Genomic DNA, 17,572 nt, shown 5'->3' with positions numbered 1-17,572 from the left:
CAGGAACAGGAACAGGAACAGGAACAGGAACAGGAAGAGCTTCCTTCGTCTGTATACCCTTTCGCAGAAATTCTAAGTGGTCGGGGTTGTAGTTAAGTTGCTTTTGAAGATTTGCCCAAGAGTAACCCTTGCCTAACTGTGAAGCCTTGAAAGCTATATCGCGGTATTCGAATGAGAAGCCGTTCATCTTACCGGTAGAGGCAATGTTAGCCGTCCAGCCGACTTCTGCTTCTTCCAGCCTCTTGATCAAAGTTAAAAGGTCAGGTTTATCAGTCAAACTTTTATCAAGTATTTGTTGTAGAGCTTCTTTAGGGGAGGGAAGGCCAGTCCGTTCTGAAAGCATCTGTTCATTACGGGAAACTTTTATTCGCTTCTGTTGCTTTGGTGTAATGGAAGGTGCTGCCTTGGTCACTGTCAGACCGTGAGCGATTTCGAGTTCACTAATGATCCGTGTGCTTATAAGATTTTCGTTCCTACCCAAGTAGAGCTTCCCACCGGCCATGTCGATCCTGCTGGCAATGATGTGTATATGCTGGCCATCGTCGTCATGAAGCACATAGCAACGGAGATGAGTATCACTGAACCCTATCCTCTTCATGTAGTCGTCAGCTATGGTTACCCATTGGTCATTCGATAATGTTTCTCCATCAGGCAATCGTAGCGAATTGTGCCAAACTGGTTTTGCGACATCCTGGCGAAGATGCTTGGTGCTATCGAATTCTGCGATCAGTTCACAGGCTGAATCACCTAACATGTTCCCGCCAATGACGATTGGATCACTTTTATGATGTGAACCTGGCTTCAATGCATATTGGACCACACCAGCAAAGTTCTTACCCCTCTTGATCTTCCGCATACCCTTCATAGGGTTTGCTCCATATGTCAGCATTTAGCAGGTGCTGGCGAAGCTCTTCCAATTGTCGCTTCACAGCGAAAAGCTCTGTATGAGTAAGCTGGCTATCTTTACTCTTACTATCGATATGAAGAGCGATACGGTTTAGCTTCTGATTGATCTCACCCAGAGTCTTCCATGTTTCGATGTTTACAGGAGGTACATTCATGGGGAGCTTCTGCAAGGAAGCCATACGTAACCATTCGCCTTTAGATGTAGAACCTCGTTTTGTGTTGAGTAATTGAAGTTCCGAGTTATTAAGACGGACACTGACACAATGCGTTCTAAGAGTTTGTGTTATTAGGTCAGGCAGTTTTGAAGATTGCTTTATTACAGGCATATTGTTTTTGGGAATGCGTTGCACCGATAGTTGTTTTTCCATATGAACTCCTTTTCATATCTGGAATTGAATGTTCAATTATAAAATTATTATTATTTCAATTCTTTGTCAATATTATGTCGGTATTTATTGTTAATGGGATAATGCTAAGGAGTGAATAAATTATTGATAGTAGGTGGTTGATGAAAGAATTGGGAAATAGGCTCTCTTAATAGAGGGAAGTCTTGTAAGTACCTTCCCTCATTCAAGCCTCTAATCACTAAATAAAACCATATGATGCTATTAAATCTACGGAAAACTTGATATTTCCCAGTAGTCTATATATCAAATAATAAAATTTATTGATCCCTAAATCGACCATGTTTATCTGTAGGTTTTCTATTTCTTTCTCTATGAATGTTTATCTCATATTCTTTATTTTTTGCCCAGGCAATTGCTTGCTGCTGTGTATCGCACTCATAAAGAAGTTTCTCTGTTTTTTCTTCTTCAACTGCATGGTGTATGCCTGGTGTCCATCCAGAAGGATTTTTGACCTTGACGATATCAACTTTTTTAGCCATTTATGTAACCCTTAAGTTAAATTTGTTTGTTTTCTCGCATAGGGCGAAACATCAGTATTTATGAATATATTTTAAAACACTATTGTGATATAGATCGCAAAAGTGTTATGCCTTATTAATAATTATATAATGCTAATAAGATGTTGACTTTGTGTTGGGCTTTTTTTATCAATGCAAAGGCAGAAAGAACTGTTCTAAAATGGATGAGTAAAGGAGATGGTTAATAACTATCCAACTGTGAGGATAAGGAGTCGATCATTATGAGTAAGCTATTGAGCATTGTTTTACTTGCTACGGTGACCATTTCTGCTTACAGCTACGCCGGACAGGGTGATGTTGGTGGTAAGGGCGATGCTGGTACCTCGACCAACTCGAATGGTGGTGATTGTCTTCCGTGAAGAAATGGCCAGTCAGGAATGAACGATTGTACTGGCGGAACTTCTCCGCCACCTTATGGAGGATACTATCTGCTTGGAACAAAAGAACAATGCAATTCTGCACATAAACGTGCTGATTGAATAATGATTTGTATGTTTCTCTTCTACCATCCGCGTAGGGTTTGTGCCAAAGACGGAGTTCTACTTAAGTCTAGAAGTTCTCATGCCGAGGCCAAATTTTGGCAACTACTACACTTTCTGGCGGTGTGTTCTCCGCGACCGACTGTGTATACTGGCTTATAGTGCGGTGAATCATGACAGATTCTGTGCTCATTGCAAAAAAGAACCCGATAAAGGCTCTTATCTTATATCGGTTGCATAGCGCAAAAATCTGTAAGAATCCTGATACCGACCTTTGATCTACAGTTTTAGTTTAATGAGGATATAACTTAATGACTAACAGCCAATTCAAAGAGTTTTTACGTGATTATGCGAATATCGTTGATAAGGCATGGAATCCTACTGATGCTCAGTTAGATATGATTCGCAATGCCATAGACAGAAAGATAAAGGCAGGTGAGAGGGTAAGCTCTTCTGAACTACAAAGCATTGTTATGCGTATTTGTGGTTCAATTAGGGTTATGGTTACAAGTAGTGTTGACAATAGCGATCTTAATGCACTTTTAACATCAGCAATGAAGAAAAGTTAAAAATGGATGACTTAGAAGAGTTATTATCTAAAAGCAAAGATGATTATATGGATGCAATCTCTGCTTTTAATAAAAACCAAAATAAAGATAGCCTTATATCATGCATGCGAAAAGGAGCAAAATACTTTAACAAAGCAGAGAAAGCTGTTTCTCAGAGTAAAATTGATGGTAAACACAATGATGGCTTGTGGGTTACAGATTTAGCTGAGTCCTGCGAGGTGATTCTAGGATCATATTTAAAGCATATAAAGTTTTTAGAATTCCATAATGATTTGATTGATGGTGCGTACAGCAAACCAACTGATCACGCATGTTCAAACATGCAGAGAATGGTAAAAAAGTATAGTACGAAAAATGTTAGCGACAAGCTAAGAGCTGATTTTTTAGCCGCAAAATTGCCTACAAAGGGGTTTGACGTGGAAGAGGCTGAAGATAAAAATAAGATGGATGTTTACCTCCCAGTTGGGGTAGGCATTTTCCTCATGATCATATCTTTGATTATGGCGATGATAATAAAAAACCCAAGTCCTACGCAATTTTTTATAATAAGGGGAGTTTTTGCATTGTCTTGTGCAGCCGTTGGCTCCTGCATACCTGGGTGGTTAAAAGTAAATATAAATGGATACGTGAAGGCAGGGGGAGCAATTGCACTTATATTAATTTTTTGGTTCTTTAACCCACCGGCTATAATTATGAGTTGATATTTTCTTATAAGATAGGAGTGTCTACTTATATCAAGAACTACCTAGGGAGAGCCTAGACTAGCCCTCCCTTTACTTTTAAGCCTTCTAATAAATCGAATTTCTAGCGTATGTGAATATCAATAGTTTTAGTCGCCGAAAAATCAGCTAAGAACTGCAAGTCTTTTTTCAGGAGTATCAGCGATGGATTATGTGGATAGCGAATTAAAACCTGTGACAGAGAGCGTAAAAGAGAAATTTATAGATTTAGAATACCATCTTCGTAACCTTAATGAGCAGGGGGAGGTGCTGCTGCTTTATCGAGGAGAAGAACTGCATAATATAAAAAAACGCTTGTTAAAAAAAACTCCCACTAACAAAGAAAACGAAACTTATGAGCGTGCTTTTTACTTCGGTGACAAAGCTAGGCATTTTTCGGTCGATGTATTTACACCGGGGCGTAATTATCTTACCGATCTCAACGATCATTCAGAGCAAACCTTCGCGTTTATTCATGCTCGAATCTGTAATATTCTTAAAGAACCCAAGCTATCGACCAGAGTCGAAAAATGTACAGATGATAGATTCCGGAAATATTTTCTGAGATCAGGCTCTGATATTGATTTCTTGAGAAAAAGTAATACTTGTTATACCGATAAAACAAAAGTTAATGTCCGCGATTATTATTTGTACTTTCTTCATGTCGCAGGTTCTCCCGGTATTCGCAAGGAAACAATGCTGGTCTCAACATCAAAAGATAAATCCATTGCATTGCAATTTTCTGAGCGCACAAAGAAGGAAAAGGTGATCTTTCATTACTTTATTCCTGCACCATTCCAGGATTATGCTATTGGTCCATGGGAAATTGAACACCATGCAAAAATAATTTATGCGACGGGACTTCCCGCTTATTTACCGAAAGGATTGTATCCGGAACAGAATGAAATTGCTGTTAAAGGTGCGCTGTTCCCACACTTCCTATTAGGAATAGAGTTGGTTGGGGAAAATAAATTTATAATAAATTCTAACTTTACTAAAATGAATAACATGAATGACATCAGATCCATTGCCCAGCATGGATTTAATATAGATCAAACAGATTTTGAAAAAACGATATTTGATACTGGATATATACGCTATGGTGAAACCGATGGCAACGGGGCATTTAGCTCTTATAATGTCTAAAAATTTTCGTAAGTAAAAATGCTTTTCAACGACATTTCAGAACCTTGATAGCTAAAGTAATTTTAATCTTCAAATTTCTGATGAGTATATAGTCAACGACAAAAGGTCTAATATTTACTCATCTCTCATAACAGAGCAGTACTCACAATGTATTACTTGACCGGGTCTACTCCGTGTGTGCATGAAGATTAGGCAGAGAATTTTTCTTTTTCAATCATAGAGCAGAAAAAGCAAGGCAACTCAGAGAAGCGGAGCTTCTCTGAGTTAGCCCTTGCTTTATTATTTTTGTGGGTTATTGAAATGAAACTATTGACATAATTATATGATGCGCTATTAAAGTACAAGGATGAATAGGAGAACATTTATGATTAGTGATGAAGTCTTGAAAGTTATATTTATTTCTGTCGGTGTTATTATGTCTTTAATATGGCCATTTTTGGTATATTATAAAGTAACGGAAAATAATGAAACTATTGATAAAGATTGTGAAAAATAATAAATCCAATTAAAGAGATAATAACGGCTATTCCTAGTTGGATTGATAATCTTGCAGCAAAGTTATTGTATTTCTTTCTGGATATTAGGTTGTCGTATACAATTGTCCCGGTATGTGCTCCACATACTAGGGTGAAAAGAAAAACTCCGAGCACTATAAGCCACCAAGAATATTTATGTGCTGCGATATTAGGGTACGCAATACAAGAAAAGGCAACAATTGAAGATAGAAATGTAATAGGATTCATTTTTTTAGAAGACATGTTTAGCACCTTTTAATATGATTCATATAAATGACTTACACACGTCCCACAAACTTTTCGTCCAATTTCAGCAATTTTTCCCCTCGCTTCCTGCTCAGTAGCACATGTGAAAAGGTTTCCTTTGCTTTCTGTATTATCCATTTTTTTGCATATGGATTTCAAAGAGGAATTACATTTACGAGGTGAAGAATCTTTAGTCATGCTTCCCTCGAAAAGGTGAAGCTCTCCTGAGTCCTTATGTTCTTTTAAAGTGTAAGCTTGCATCTGTATCCCCTTTTAAACGCAATACTGCCTTTCCTTTTGTATCGCATAAAAGATGCCAAAACGCAAGAGTTGTTGTATTATTAGTCAATGAGATAAATCTGTTTTATTGAAAATTATTTCAATGATCATTATTGCTGAAGGATATTATGTTGAGAGACAAGCTTTTACAAGACCAAAAGTTTTCCTCTAAAATGGCATGGTCCCAGCATCCCCATATTATATATGATATATCCCATGCCTCGGTAATTACATAACAACATAGTATTTTTTTTTGTTTTTTGGGAGAGGAATAATAATTACTAATTTTTATTCTTACTAAATTCTTAGAGGTCATTTTATGAGCGTTCTGAAAATAAGGTCAGTAAAAAGTTATAGTGACGAGAAAAATATTGAAATAGATCTAACGAAAAGAATAAACTTAGTATATGGACAGAATGGTTCGGGTAAATCAACAATATCAGGATATTTTTATAAACCTGAGGATGAAGCATATGGTAGTTGCTCTTTTAGTGATACAGATAAATACAGGTATATTGTCTACAATAGCCAGTTCGTAGAGGATTCATTCTATAACAAATCAGAACAACCTGGAATATTCACTTTAAGTCAAGAAAATAAAGAGGTAATGGAGGCTCTAGCTCTTAATGAAAAAGAATTGTCTAAACTAAAAAAAGATATTATCCGTATCGATAGTGATCTCGAAAAAAAAGATAAGATGATACAAAAAGTTGTAAGCGAATACCAAACGAAAGTATGGGATAAAACTTCACATATCAGAAAGAAAGACGGTGGGTTAGGAGATTTAATGGCTGGCTACTTGCAAAAAACAAGCCTCTTCCAGCGTCTTAGTCAACAGGTAGAAATGGAAGAAATAGATACCGCAAATTTAATTTCTGATTATATAAAATTAAAATCAAATAAAAATGTATCTTATCAATCATTGATCATTCCAGCACTTCCATATTTTTCAGATGATCAAGTGGGTATGTTATCTACATCATTGATACCTTCAGGAAATAGTTATCTGTCAATGGTCATTGATAGGCTTGGAAATTCAGATTGGATAAGGACTGGATTATCATATATAGATGATGACCAATGCCCGTTTTGTCAAAAAAATACTATTGATGATTCATTCAGGGAAGAAGTGAGAAAAATATTTGATGATGCTTATGACAAAATGATCTTAAGATTAAAAGAATTGCAATCTTCTTATAAAAAAATGATTGATGAGTTTACTGGTGGCATACAATCTACTGTAATGTCGTCCAGTTATATCACCGATAAGGATGAGTTCAACGAGGGACTTGAACAGGCTAATCTTATCTTTGAGGCTAACTTAAGATTTATACAAGAAAAAATAGATAAGCCATCTTTGAATGTCGAGGTTATAAATGATAATCCGAGTGCTAATATTCTTGTTGAAAAAATGAAGCAATATAATGATGAGATTAATACCATAAACACAAAGGTAGAGAATTATGATAATAGTATAGATGAACTTAAGTCCTGTGTTTGGAAATCTCTACGAAATATCTGTAATGACCTCATTGACTCTCAAAACAAACAAATTAAAGAGCTAAGTTTAGAGAGAGAAGATATTATCTCAAGGAAAGATAAAATCCAAAATGAAATAGAAGTGTTAAATGCATCATCGATAGATCTAAAAAAACAAACTTCCAATATAGATGAAACTGTTGAGAAAATTAATCATACGTTAACTTCGCTCGGAATCTCGCATTTCAAAATTAAAAAAAATGCAGATACAAATTTTTTCCAAATATGTAGGGATAATGGGGTTGTCAGTAATATTTATAGAACTCTTAGTGAAGGTGAGAAAACATTAATTACATTTTTGTATTTTCTTGAGTTATGTGATGGACGGTTAGATGACGATAATGAAAGTAATAAAGAAAAATTAATTGTCATTGATGATCCTATTTCAAGCTTATCGCATGATTATATATATGAAATATCTTCACTCATTCATCATCGTATAGTTAGAAAAATTGAAAATAATAAGTTAGTTGTTCTTACTCATAATTTATTTTTCTTCCAAGAACTAATTAAAGTTGCTCCAAGTAAGAAAGAACACTTTGAAAAAAAATACCAGCTATATAGGGTGATTAAAGATCAGTATAGCGATGTATTAACAATTGGTCGTGATGATATAAAGAATGAATATGAAGCGCTTTGGATGATCTTGAAAGATGTTAAACAAGGTAAAATTAGTTCAGTTGTTTTGCCGAACATCATGAGAAACATCCTTGAATATTATTTCTCATTCTCTTGTAAAATGGAAAAACTTAGCGAAGAACTTGATAAATTAGTTAGTTCTGAAAAAGACATTAATTATAAAACGTTCTATCGTTACATTAACAGGGGATCACATTCAGATTCCATTAATATAAGTTACTTAGGGCAAATATCTGCCAATAAATATTTAGAGATGTTTGAAGGGATATTTAAGAAGACTAAGGATGAACAACATTTCAATAAGATGTTAGGTATTGAGATAGACGAAGTAGCTTAGTTACCACTGAGGCAGCTCTGAATTAGCTGCGGGGTAGGGAGCGCAGATGTTGACACACTGTCTCCCATTGCCCATTGCGGAAGCGGTCGTATTGGCGAACCAACACTACTTTTTCACGTAACATGGCCTTTACTCCATCTCTTCTCAGTAAACTACTGATAGCCTTCACACCCCATGTGCAAAGCAAGCATACTATGGGAGTCTGTCAGCAGGAAAGAGTGCCTCAGTGGCAGGGACATATTAAAGGGTTTTCTTGTAAAATCAATCAACAATTTTTTGATCGCTATTACTTATTTAGCTGAAAATATATTAGAGAAAGCCTCACTTAAAGGTTAAAAAAGTGATTTGGATCATAGTAAAAAAATTTTTATTGAGCTAAGTGTAGTTGTTTTATAACAAACAGATAAATCAATTTGGAGAAAGGTATGTCCCTGAATTTTTTAGATTTAGATGATAAGACAAGACTGCATATGACATTAGAAATTCAGTATGATAAGGAACATAACAATTTTTACTATAGTAATTATTTATCAGAATATGGTAAATCCTTATGGCCTGCATTGTTAGAAGAAGCAGTTAAATACGATGATGCATGGTTGGAGAATGAGATCCGAACCAGAGGACTGCTTGCACAATTTTATACAAAAAGGAAACCGAAAAGCACTGAGTTGATGCAGGCACGAGTGCCAATAACAGCAGCCCAAACCTTAGCTGAAGGAGAATTCAGCAGACTCTATGCAAGGGGATTATGTGCAGCCGTTGTTTCAGAAGGCGGTAGCATTGTGGAAGTATATCGGGCCAGAGCATCTACTAACCCTCGACCAGAATCGGTAGCTATCATTGGTAAGCAATTATCCGCTCAGGCAGTTTTGAATGATTTGCGTTCAAATCCTGGTGTAGATAGTGCCTTAGGTGTTCCTCCAGGTCCGAATTCAGGCATCTCTCTCAAAAGAGTTAAGTAAATAATAAATTAAGGGAGGGGGAAACCTTCCCTTTTTTAAAATTTGTATTATTTAATTAATTATTTTTTTGGGGAGGGGGAACTGCTAACCAATATTGATGGTTTTTTTATTTTTGTTTTAACCTCCTAAGTTTCATGCTTTCAAAAGAAAATAATAATAAAGTTGTGCTGTATATAAAGCCAGAATTTATTAATAATTTTAAATTTAATGCTTCGGGATTCCTACCCAGAAAATGCAAAGCATAAACTAAGTATACTGCTAATGCGGCCGTTCCAATTGTTGGAGCTATATCGCCTTGATCATACGGTTCCAGATTTGCGTTGAACTTAAAAATTAGCCATTCAAATCCCTAGGTTATGAATACTCCTATTGTCATTGCAGCCAGTAATGTTGCAATATTTTCAGCGGTGGGATTTTGTAATGCAGATTTATTTTGAAAAAAATCGCATAGCGATAATCCTAAAAATATAAAATAAAGTGGTCTGGAACTTATTCTTTCGAAAATCTTAAATAGTGTTTCCATATTTTTTACCTCCGTTATGACATAAATGGTGGGACGATTTAGGCGGCAATAGCTTTTAGCTTTTGAGCCTGAACATAGTCACTCCACCACTGCATGAGAACTACTCGTTCTGCGAGATACTCCGCGCGATTATATGCGGCAATTATTTCATCTTTCTTCGAGTGGGCAAGGGCGGCTTCTAAGACATCAGTCCTAAACTGTCCAGACTCCTCAGCAGCCGTTCTAGCGATGGATCGCATACCGTGGGCTACAAGCTCACCTCCGAAGCCCATACGGATTATGGCCGCATTAGCTGTTTGTTCATGCATATGGTTAAGAGGAGCCTTTATGCTTGGAAACACCCATTCACGATGCCCACTTATCGCTTTCATTGACTCCAGGACTCTCAAAGCTTCTTTGCTTAGTGGAACTTTGTGAGGCTTCTTCATTTTCATAAACTCAGCCGGGATGTTCCACATTGAGTTATCGATATCTATATCAGCCCATCTTGTGCGAACAGCTTCACCAGGACGTACCCAGGTCAGTAACTGCCATTCAATCAGCAATCGTGTCTCCAAACGAACAGAGGCATTGTTTAACACCAATAGGAAGCGGGGTAACTCGGAAGGGGGTAATGCAGGCATATTCTGCTTTTTAGGCTTACTGAACCGTTGCCCAAGGTTGTCAGCCGGATTGAATTCGATAAGTTCCTCAGTTGCTGCATAACGGAAAATTTCATTTAATCGGGAAATGATTCGCCGTAAAGTTTCGAGGACTCCTCGTTGCTCAATAGGGTCAAGATGTTGCTTTAAGAGTTTAGGTCGGATCTCATTGATAGGAACATTACCCAAGCCGGGAAAGATATTTCTCTCCAGGCTTCGCCAGATATCTTCTGCATGGTCTTGTGAGATACCTGATGTCTTTACCTTCTCATCTAACCATTTCCTTGCCACGGCTTGGAGAGTGTGTTCAGTAGCATTCTTTAAGGCATTAGCTTTATCGTTGTTATGGATTTGAGGATCAATGCCATTGGCAAGCAAGGAAAGGTATTCATCTCGTAAGGCTCTGGCTCTTGCCAGTGTAAGGTGAGGATATGTTCCTAAGCTCACCTTAGTTCGCTTTTTGGTCACCGGCACTGCATACCTGAAATACCAATTCTTCTTCCCTCCTTTCGAGAGGGGGGCGATTCGTAGGATCAAACCATCCCCGTCGAACAAGTTGATTTCTTTGGCGGCTGGCTTGGTGCTTTTGATTTCAGTGTCAGTGAGCTTCTTAGCGATTTTTGCCATTTTGGGACCCTCGATTTTAGGACCCTTCGTTGTGGGTCCCATTCAGGGTGCCATAAGTGATAGTTCTCAGCAATTCTCACTAGACTACAATAGACGTAAAAAAGCCCGCAAGGCTGGTTCCATGCGGGCTTAGTAGACTTTACTGAACTTCAGTACATCATTATTTGGTGGAGCTGGCGGGAGTTGAACCCGTGTCCGAAATTTTGTAACTAACTGATTTGTAATGGATAATAACTTGCCTTGATTTCTACGGCTCCTTTACGGCTCCTTTCAGTTCCTGCCACTGACCAGTTTTGGTTTTCTCTCCGTGTTGCCGTCATACTCCTTCAGATAGCGACCATAATGCCGGAAGAGCATCTCCGGTCCCTTATGGCCCATTTGCGCCGCCAGCCAGAAAAGGTTTACGCCGCGGCTGATCAAGCGTGTGGCGAACGTGTGCCGGGTCTGATAGGGATTGCGATACCTGATACCGGCTTTCCGAAGCGTTGGCACCCAGGCCTTTTTCCTGATGGCATCCGCGCTGGCCCATGGCTTGCTTGTCTTTGGATCCTCAAAGACACAACCGTCCTTCATGAAACTGAACAGGAGCAAACCAACGGCCTGGCAGCGCCGGCAGAGATGTCGATTACTCGTAACTGGGTTGGCGATGAAGCGGCACAGGAAGCACTCCAGACCGCTTACGAAAATGACGAACTGCGTGCGCTGCGCGTGATCTTCCCGTCCGGCAACGGCTTCTATGTGCTGGTGGAGGTACGCCAGAGTTCATGGTCTGCTGCAACCTCTTCCGTTGTTGGCGCGACCTATTCTCTGCGTGTACGCGGCAAACCTAAACGCATCTACGCGTCTGGTTCCTGAGCGGCTTCGGCCGCTTTTTTTATCCCTCCGACCATGTAACAAGAGAAAAATGAAATGGCGCAAAAAACATCACAGAATTCACTACGCAACGTGGCGCTTACTGCATCGAAAGCCTATCGCACCAAAGCCGGCATTACCGTCCCTGAATGGGATGACGTAAAGGTAACCCTGCGTGAACCGTCCGGCGATGCGTGGGTGAAATTCCGGGAAATCGTTAACCCGCAGCTAGCCGATGGCGAAGAGGCTCCGCAGCTCACAGAGGCGCAGAAGTTCCTGCGCAACAAAGAGGCTGACGTAGTTCTGTTTATTGACGTTCTCCTGGATGAAAACGGTGAGCGTGTATTCAGCGATGAAGATCAGGAGCAGGTATCTAAGATTTATGGACCTGTTCACGCGCGCCTGCTGGCTCAGGCTCTTGGTCTCGGAATGAGCCAGGAAGAAGCGGGAAAGCCGTAAAACAGCCGCTGACCTTCTTCCTGATGTCACTCGCGCTCCGTCTGGGGCGAACCTTGCAGGAGCTGCGTCAGACCATCACTGCCAGTGAGCTGAAGATGTGGATCGAGTACGACTGCATCAGCCCGTTAGGTGACTGGCGTGGCGACGTCCAGGCCGCACAGGTTTCAGTTGCGATGCTGAATTCTCAGGGCGGGAAATTCACCATTAACGATGTGATGCTGAAATGGGGTGAGCAGGAAGAAGACAGGGAGATCAGCGAGCTGGAGGAATGGATGTCTGCTTTATAATGCGTTATTAAATAGTGACATTATTCGTTCCAATTATTAGGATTGCCCTTGATACTTTAAATTTGGGGGCAGTCATGGAATTTTTGCTGGTAGCTATAGTAATTGGTGTCATCCCTGCGTTAATAGCACAAAGTAAAGGGCGGTCATTTTTTGCTTGGTGGGTATACGGAGCATTGTTATTTATTATTGCGCTGGTGCATTCAATTCTTATAAAGAAAGATCCGCACTTTGAAGAAAAAACCATGCTGGATGACGGCATGAAAAAATGCCCGTTTTGCGCAGAGCTAATCAAGAATGAGGCAGTGAAATGTAAACACTGTAGCAGTGATCTCACATCTTCTTCAGAAGGCAGTCATTCGGTGAAAACCGAAGAAGAATATCTTGAAGAAGCTAGAAAAAATGCTGGTCTGTCATAGATAAGTTTAATAAAGATAAACCTCGCTGTTGCGAGGTTTTTTTATGGGTGAAATATGGCAACGCTCCGTGAATTGATCATAAAAATTTCTGCCAATTCCTCTTCTTTCCAGACCGAGATCGCCCGTGCGTCTCGTATGGGAACAGATTACTACCGCACTATGGAACAGGGCGGGAAAAAAGCGGCGGCTGCCCAGCGTGAGACCCAGCGTTCATTGGCAGAACTGAATTCTCAGCTCGCAACAGTACGTTCTTCTGCTGCCGGACTTGCCGGGGCATGGGCTGGAGCATTTGCCACACATCAGCTGATCGCGTTCGCCGACACGTGGAACCAACTGAATGGACGTCTTCGCCTGGCGTCCTCTTCCAGCGAGGATTACGTGCAATCCCAGCATGTGCTGATGGAGATCAGCCAGCGCACCGGAACATCCCTCGAGGCAAACAGCAACCTTTATAGCCGAATTGCCCAGTCCCTGCGTGATGCAGGCTACGCTTCTGCAGACGTTGCAAAAGTTACCGAAACCGTTGCAACCTCACTGAAGTTGTCTGGCGCCAGTACCGAAGAGACGAGTTCTGTTATCACCCAGCTTAGCCAGGCGCTTGGCTCTGGCGTTTTGCGAGGTGAAGAATTCAACGCCATTATGGAGAACGGCGGCCGCCTGGCGAAACTGTTGGCTGATGGGTTGGGTACCACAGTTGGTGGACTGCGTAATATGGCCAACAACGGTGAGTTGACGACTAACAAAATTGTCCCGCTGCTGACCAACGTTGAGGTCCTGCGCAAAGAATTTGAACAACTACCCGCTTCAGTCAGCGGTTCAGCACAGAAAGTTCAGAACGCCTTTCTCGCCTGGGTCGGCGGTGCGGACGATGCCGTCGGCGCATCCTCCACACTTTCCGGCGTGCTGGATGGCCTGGCAAATAACATCGATGATGTTGCCAATGCGGCTGGACTGCTGGTTGGCGTCGGCCTGGCCCGTTATTTTGGCAATATGGTTGGCAGTGTTGCGCAATCTACCCGCGCAGTGTTGTCCAACACGGCCGCAGAGATTGAGCTGGCGCAGGCGCAGGTTCGTGGTGCACAGGTAAGTGTTGCTGCTGGTCGGCAAGCACTTTACAGGGCGCAGCAGGCCCGTGCAGCAGCAACCAGTATCGAGGCGCAGATTGTTGCCGAACGCAACTTGGCTGCCGCCCAGGCATCGCTGAATAATGCTCTTGCCGGAAGGGCTTCAGCTGTAAATAACCTTACCAATACGGCCTCGGTGATGTCCCGTCTTGGTAGCGGTGTGTTGGGTATTCTCGGTGGATGGCCCGGCGTTATTATCGGCGCTGGTGCCGCAATGTACGGCCTGTATCAGCATACCCAGCAGGTACATAAAGAAGCGGTTGGATTTGCCAATAATCTGGATGAGATAAACGGTAAGTTGCAGCAGATGTCGGTGCTTGGGCTGCGTTCCACTGCAGCTGATGCCCGTACATCGTTACAGGCTCAAAAGCAGGACCTGGCCGATCTCGATTCGCAAATAGCGAAAGTGAAGGATAGTCAAGCTGGACTGGCAATGATTCAGGAGAAATATAACAAATCTCCCAAGTTAACCTACCTGAACACTTTCATGGATCAGGCTGATATAACCGAGAAAAACATTGCTCTAACAGATCGGTTATCACAGCTTGAGTTTGAAAGAGAAAAGGTTGCTGCAAGAGTCGTCGCTACTCAAAAACTTGTAAATGATGCGAGCGATCTCGCTACTCAAAGAGCTATACAGCAAGCTGGCGCGATTTCCATACTGAATGGCGCATATAAACTTCTCAATCAAACTATGGCAGTTGTTCCTACAGCTGAACCAAAGTTTGTAAGTCCAGTTGTTCCAGTTTCGAATGCTACGCCTCAGCAGCAAACCGCTCTGGAGCGTTCACGCCGCGATAATGAACTGGCCAGCCTCAGCGGTTTAGAGAAACTCCATCAGCAGCATGTTTACGAAGCTGAAGACCTGAAGCTGACCGGGGCGCTTTACACCCAGTACATCTACAACAAGGACCAGGCGGCCAAAAAGGATGCAGCAGCAGCTGACGCAAAAAAAACCTCCACCGCCGCCTCTAAGGAACAAAGTAAGGCCGAACGTGAAGCGGCCAGCACAGCCGAGCAGTATTCCCGCAAAATTGCCGATCTCAGTGTGGCCATCGATGTTCAAAAAGTCCGTGCATCCGAAGGGGAGAAGGCCGCAGATCTGTATGCGGCGTCCCATCAGGCTGGCACAAAATGGACGGACGAGCAGCGTAAGTCGATTCAGGCTTCATCTGCTGAACTGGCAAAATGGACGCAACGAGCTGATGAAAATGTTCGTAAGCAGCGCGAGCAGGCTGATGCTCTCAAGGATCTGACTGAAGCGGCCAGAAAGTTTCGTGATGATGCGACCCTGACAACGCAAACGGCGGGGATGAGTGATCGGCAACGTCAGCGTTTTGAAGAAGAGCAGCAGATTAATCGCGTTTTCTCAAAAACTGACGGTGGTACTGAGGCTATGGCCCAGCGTGCAGCTGCACTGGATGCGCTGAATGAAAAGTACAAAGCCATGGCGGCTTCTGGTGCCGACTGGATTTCCGGGCTGTCGAGAGGGTTCAACAACTGGTTTGATACCGCTTCCGATTATGCATCCCAGTCAGCTGATTTGGTAAATAACTCCATGACAGGCCTGGTAAGCAATATCTCCGATGAGCTGGCGAGGAATAAGGTTGACTGGGAAGACTGGTCAAAATCAGTACTTGCTTCCATGCAAAAAATTATTCTCAACGCCATGCTGGTGGACTCGCTGAAATCAGCCGGTGGGGGTGGGCTATTTGGCTCTATTGGCAGCCTGATGGGCGCTGGCGCGACCGGTTCAGGAGGGAGTACACCCTCAGGTGCTTATACCGGTTCTGCTGCAGGCGTTAAGTTTGCTAAGGGTGGAATATTCGATTCCCCAAATCTTAGCCATTTCAGCAATTCGATAGTCTCCAGCCCGACGATGTTTAAGTTTGCCAAAGGCGATGGTTTGATGGGTGAAGCAGGACCAGAAGCGGTTATGCCCTTAACACGTACACCTAACGGAACGCTTGGCGTGCGGATGGTGGGCACCACAGCGCCATCAGGAGGAAATGGGGATATCAATATTACCCAACATTTCAATATTTCCGGGAACGGTGATGCAGCACTTAAACAGGCAATGCAGGAGGCGGCGCGACAGGGAGCTGCGGATGGTGCCAAAAAGGCCCGTCAGGACATGCTGAGTGATTTCCAGACCAACGGTCAGGGGCGGAGAATGTTGGGTGTTTAACTGAGGAGTAATTATGGCTGCGCTTGAATGGCCTGCTGATGTATGCCCGGCGTCGCTTACGTGGCGGCCGGAAAGTAATACCAAAACCTTTCGGTCGCCTTTTAACGGCGCGTCGCAAACTGTCAGATTCCCCGGCACTCGTTGGCTCTGCTCCCTGACCTTCAGCAACCTTTCCGATGAAAAATCCCGCCGAATTGATGCGCTGGTGGCGGAACTCGATGGTGAATACGGCAGGGTTAAGATTCGTGACTGGGGAAGGGCGGGCAGAGCACCAGCGGGTAATCCCGTGGTTTCCGATGCCAACCAAACCGGGGCTGAATTACACAGCAAGGGGTGGACGCCCGGAGCACTGGTGCTTCATACGGGGGATTATCTTACGGTGAATGACGAGCTGAAGATGGTTACCGCGGATGTCACCGCCGCCCCAAACGGAACAGCCATTATCCCAATAGCCCCGATCCTGCGTAGTTCGCCAGCGGCCAATGCGAAAATTGAGGTGGCGAAGCCCTACGGCATTTTCAAACTGAAGGATAACCAGCAGGGAACAGGAAACCGTGTTCCCGGCGTTTTCACCAGTTACACCCTGGAGTTTGAGGAGGCGTTTTAATGCTGTATTCCCCTTTTTCCGATCAGATGGTCGACATTCTTTCGCGCGACAGGGTGACGGCGGTCATCGCCGCAAATATCCAGTTTGAGTCCGGCACCGTGTACGTTCATTCGGGCACTGGCACGCTGGTGCTTGGCGGTTACGTTTATTACGGAATGGGCCGCCTCGGTTCCGTTGATGATGCCAGTGAAACCAATACAACCAGCCCGACGCAGCTGAAACTTACCCTTTCCGGGCTGGACATGTCGCTGTTTGCCACCACGCTGAACGAGCGTTGTGTGGGGCGGCAGGCTGAAATTTATCTGGTGGCGCTCGATGATAACGGCGTGGCGCTGGTTGCTGACCTTATCTTTAAGGGCAAGGTGACCAGTACCGGCGCGACGATCGGGGATACCAACGCCATTCAGTACACCGTCAGCAATATCTTTGAGGACTGGCAGAGGCCATTTCCGGATCGTTTTACCGATGAGTCGCAGCGCGCGGCGTACCAGGACGATCGGATATTCCGATACGTTGCGCAGATGTCCGAACGGTCTATTTTCTGGGGCAGCAAAAAAGACGCACCCGGCTTTACCTATTCGTAAGGA

Annotated in this window: 16 protein-coding genes and 2 pseudogenes; 13 read left to right on the top strand and 5 right to left on the bottom strand. The window is 42.7% G+C overall.

The annotated features are described in order from the left end of the window. From RTU33_RS12845 to RTU33_RS12835, 3 genes are all read right to left on the bottom strand, one after another. Nucleotides 1–865 (bottom strand): relaxase/mobilization nuclease domain-containing protein (locus RTU33_RS12845; protein WP_312627847.1); only part of this gene is annotated, 865 nt, incomplete at its 3' end. Continuing rightward, nucleotides 834–1,232 (bottom strand): hypothetical protein, encoded by a 399-nt coding sequence (locus tag RTU33_RS12840; protein WP_286511952.1) that lies wholly within the window; start codon nt 1,230–1,232, stop codon nt 834–836. The genes RTU33_RS12840 and RTU33_RS12845, both read right to left, overlap by 32 nt. A 338-nt stretch (nt 1,233–1,570) precedes the next feature. Continuing rightward, the gene (locus RTU33_RS12835) at nt 1,571–1,792 is read right to left on the bottom strand and encodes a hypothetical protein (protein WP_158700101.1); all 222 of its coding nucleotides are present in this window, start codon (nt 1,790–1,792) and stop codon (nt 1,571–1,573) included. Nucleotides 1,793–2,052: 260 nt separating this feature from the next. On the opposite strand from RTU33_RS12835, the gene RTU33_RS12830 reads away from it, so the two are divergent. The 6 genes from RTU33_RS12830 to RTU33_RS12805 all read left to right on the top strand — a co-directional run bounded on the left by RTU33_RS12830 (nt 2,053) and on the right by RTU33_RS12805 (nt 9,261). Further along, entirely contained in the window at nt 2,053–2,190 is a 138-nt protein-coding gene (locus RTU33_RS12830; RefSeq protein WP_158700102.1) for a hypothetical protein, read from the top strand. A 431-nt stretch (nt 2,191–2,621) separates the two neighbouring features. Then, nucleotides 2,622–2,879, top strand: coding sequence for a hypothetical protein (locus tag RTU33_RS12825; RefSeq protein WP_105744343.1), 258 nt, complete (start codon nt 2,622–2,624; stop codon nt 2,877–2,879). 2 nt (nt 2,880–2,881) lie between these two features. Beyond that, the gene (locus RTU33_RS12820; protein ID WP_105744345.1) at nt 2,882–3,580 is read left to right on the top strand and encodes a hypothetical protein; all 699 of its coding nucleotides are present in this window, start codon (nt 2,882–2,884) and stop codon (nt 3,578–3,580) included. Nucleotides 3,581–3,763: 183 nt separating this feature from the next. Further along, nucleotides 3,764–4,744, top strand: a complete 981-nt coding sequence (locus RTU33_RS12815) for a hypothetical protein (RefSeq protein WP_312627843.1) — start codon at nt 3,764–3,766, stop codon at nt 4,742–4,744. 1,359 nt (nt 4,745–6,103) lie between these two features. Next, nucleotides 6,104–8,299 (top strand): AAA family ATPase, encoded by a 2,196-nt coding sequence (locus tag RTU33_RS12810; protein WP_312627841.1) that lies wholly within the window; start codon nt 6,104–6,106, stop codon nt 8,297–8,299. A gap of 425 nt (nt 8,300–8,724) precedes the next feature. Beyond that, complete coding sequence (locus tag RTU33_RS12805; RefSeq protein ID WP_124791568.1) at nt 8,725–9,261, top strand: hypothetical protein; 537 nt, start codon at nt 8,725–8,727, stop codon at nt 9,259–9,261. 561 nt (nt 9,262–9,822) lie between these two features. Here RTU33_RS12805 and RTU33_RS12800 read toward each other — a convergent pair. Next, on the bottom strand, nt 9,823–11,052 hold the full coding sequence (locus RTU33_RS12800; RefSeq protein ID WP_312627840.1) for an integrase domain-containing protein: 1,230 nt from the start codon (nt 11,050–11,052) through the stop codon (nt 9,823–9,825). Nucleotides 11,053–11,322: 270 nt separating this feature from the next. Beyond that, nucleotides 11,323–11,634, bottom strand: a pseudogene (locus RTU33_RS12795) (tyrosine-type recombinase/integrase); the annotation flags it as partial. Between RTU33_RS12795 and RTU33_RS12790 the strand changes: the two are divergent. The 7 genes and pseudogenes from RTU33_RS12790 to RTU33_RS12760 all read left to right on the top strand — a co-directional run. Beyond that, nucleotides 11,608–11,907, top strand: a pseudogene (locus RTU33_RS12790) (phage tail protein); the annotation flags it as partial. The pseudogenes RTU33_RS12795 and RTU33_RS12790 overlap by 27 nt on opposite strands. A gap of 54 nt (nt 11,908–11,961) precedes the next feature. Next, the gene (locus tag RTU33_RS12785; protein ID WP_312627839.1) at nt 11,962–12,363 is read left to right on the top strand and encodes a phage tail assembly chaperone; all 402 of its coding nucleotides are present in this window, start codon (nt 11,962–11,964) and stop codon (nt 12,361–12,363) included. 23 nt (nt 12,364–12,386) lie between these two features. Further along, entirely contained in the window at nt 12,387–12,650 is a 264-nt protein-coding gene (locus tag RTU33_RS12780) for a DUF4035 domain-containing protein (protein ID WP_312627837.1), read from the top strand. A 74-nt stretch (nt 12,651–12,724) separates the two neighbouring features. Further along, a complete protein-coding gene (locus RTU33_RS12775; RefSeq protein ID WP_312627835.1) occupies nt 12,725–13,066 on the top strand; it encodes a zinc ribbon domain-containing protein in 342 nt (113 codons plus the stop codon). A 54-nt stretch (nt 13,067–13,120) separates the two neighbouring features. Further along, nucleotides 13,121–16,378, top strand: a complete 3,258-nt coding sequence (locus tag RTU33_RS12770; RefSeq protein ID WP_312627833.1) for a phage tail tape measure protein — start codon at nt 13,121–13,123, stop codon at nt 16,376–16,378. A 13-nt stretch (nt 16,379–16,391) separates the two neighbouring features. Next, nucleotides 16,392–16,985, top strand: coding sequence for a hypothetical protein (locus RTU33_RS12765; protein WP_312627831.1), 594 nt, complete (start codon nt 16,392–16,394; stop codon nt 16,983–16,985). Then, complete coding sequence (locus tag RTU33_RS12760; protein ID WP_312627829.1) at nt 16,985–17,569, top strand: hypothetical protein; 585 nt, start codon at nt 16,985–16,987, stop codon at nt 17,567–17,569. Before RTU33_RS12765 ends, RTU33_RS12760 begins: the two co-directional genes overlap by 1 nt. Nucleotides 17,570–17,572 lie beyond the last annotated feature (3 nt).

It is taken from the genome of Scandinavium sp. (assembly GCF_032012665.1).
Lineage (GTDB): Bacteria > Pseudomonadota > Gammaproteobacteria > Enterobacterales > Enterobacteriaceae > Scandinavium.
Note: the sequence above shows the minus strand (reverse complement) of the source record. Positions and strands in the feature narration are given on the sequence as shown.

Bases quoted from the DNA above. Each gene is read 5' to 3' on its own strand.
- RTU33_RS12840 (WP_286511952.1), bottom strand. From the start codon at position 1,232: ATGCCTGTAATAAAGCAATCTTCAAAACTGCCTGACCTAATAACACAA.
- RTU33_RS12835 (WP_158700101.1), bottom strand. From the start codon at position 1,792: ATGGCTAAAAAAGTTGATATCGTCAAGGTCAAAAATCCTTCTGGATGG.
- RTU33_RS12830 (WP_158700102.1), top strand. From the start codon at position 2,053: ATGAGTAAGCTATTGAGCATTGTTTTACTTGCTACGGTGACCATTTCT.
- RTU33_RS12825 (WP_105744343.1), top strand. From the start codon at position 2,622: ATGACTAACAGCCAATTCAAAGAGTTTTTACGTGATTATGCGAATATC.
- RTU33_RS12820 (WP_105744345.1), top strand. From the start codon at position 2,882: ATGGATGACTTAGAAGAGTTATTATCTAAAAGCAAAGATGATTATATG.
- RTU33_RS12815 (WP_312627843.1), top strand. From the start codon at position 3,764: ATGGATTATGTGGATAGCGAATTAAAACCTGTGACAGAGAGCGTAAAA.
- RTU33_RS12810 (WP_312627841.1), top strand. From the start codon at position 6,104: ATGAGCGTTCTGAAAATAAGGTCAGTAAAAAGTTATAGTGACGAGAAA.
- RTU33_RS12805 (WP_124791568.1), top strand. From the start codon at position 8,725: ATGTCCCTGAATTTTTTAGATTTAGATGATAAGACAAGACTGCATATG.
- RTU33_RS12800 (WP_312627840.1), bottom strand. From the start codon at position 11,052: ATGGCAAAAATCGCTAAGAAGCTCACTGACACTGAAATCAAAAGCACC.
- RTU33_RS12785 (WP_312627839.1), top strand. From the start codon at position 11,962: ATGGCGCAAAAAACATCACAGAATTCACTACGCAACGTGGCGCTTACT.
- RTU33_RS12780 (WP_312627837.1), top strand. From the start codon at position 12,387: ATGTCACTCGCGCTCCGTCTGGGGCGAACCTTGCAGGAGCTGCGTCAG.
- RTU33_RS12775 (WP_312627835.1), top strand. From the start codon at position 12,725: ATGGAATTTTTGCTGGTAGCTATAGTAATTGGTGTCATCCCTGCGTTA.
- RTU33_RS12770 (WP_312627833.1), top strand. From the start codon at position 13,121: ATGGCAACGCTCCGTGAATTGATCATAAAAATTTCTGCCAATTCCTCT.
- RTU33_RS12765 (WP_312627831.1), top strand. From the start codon at position 16,392: ATGGCTGCGCTTGAATGGCCTGCTGATGTATGCCCGGCGTCGCTTACG.
- RTU33_RS12760 (WP_312627829.1), top strand. From the start codon at position 16,985: ATGCTGTATTCCCCTTTTTCCGATCAGATGGTCGACATTCTTTCGCGC.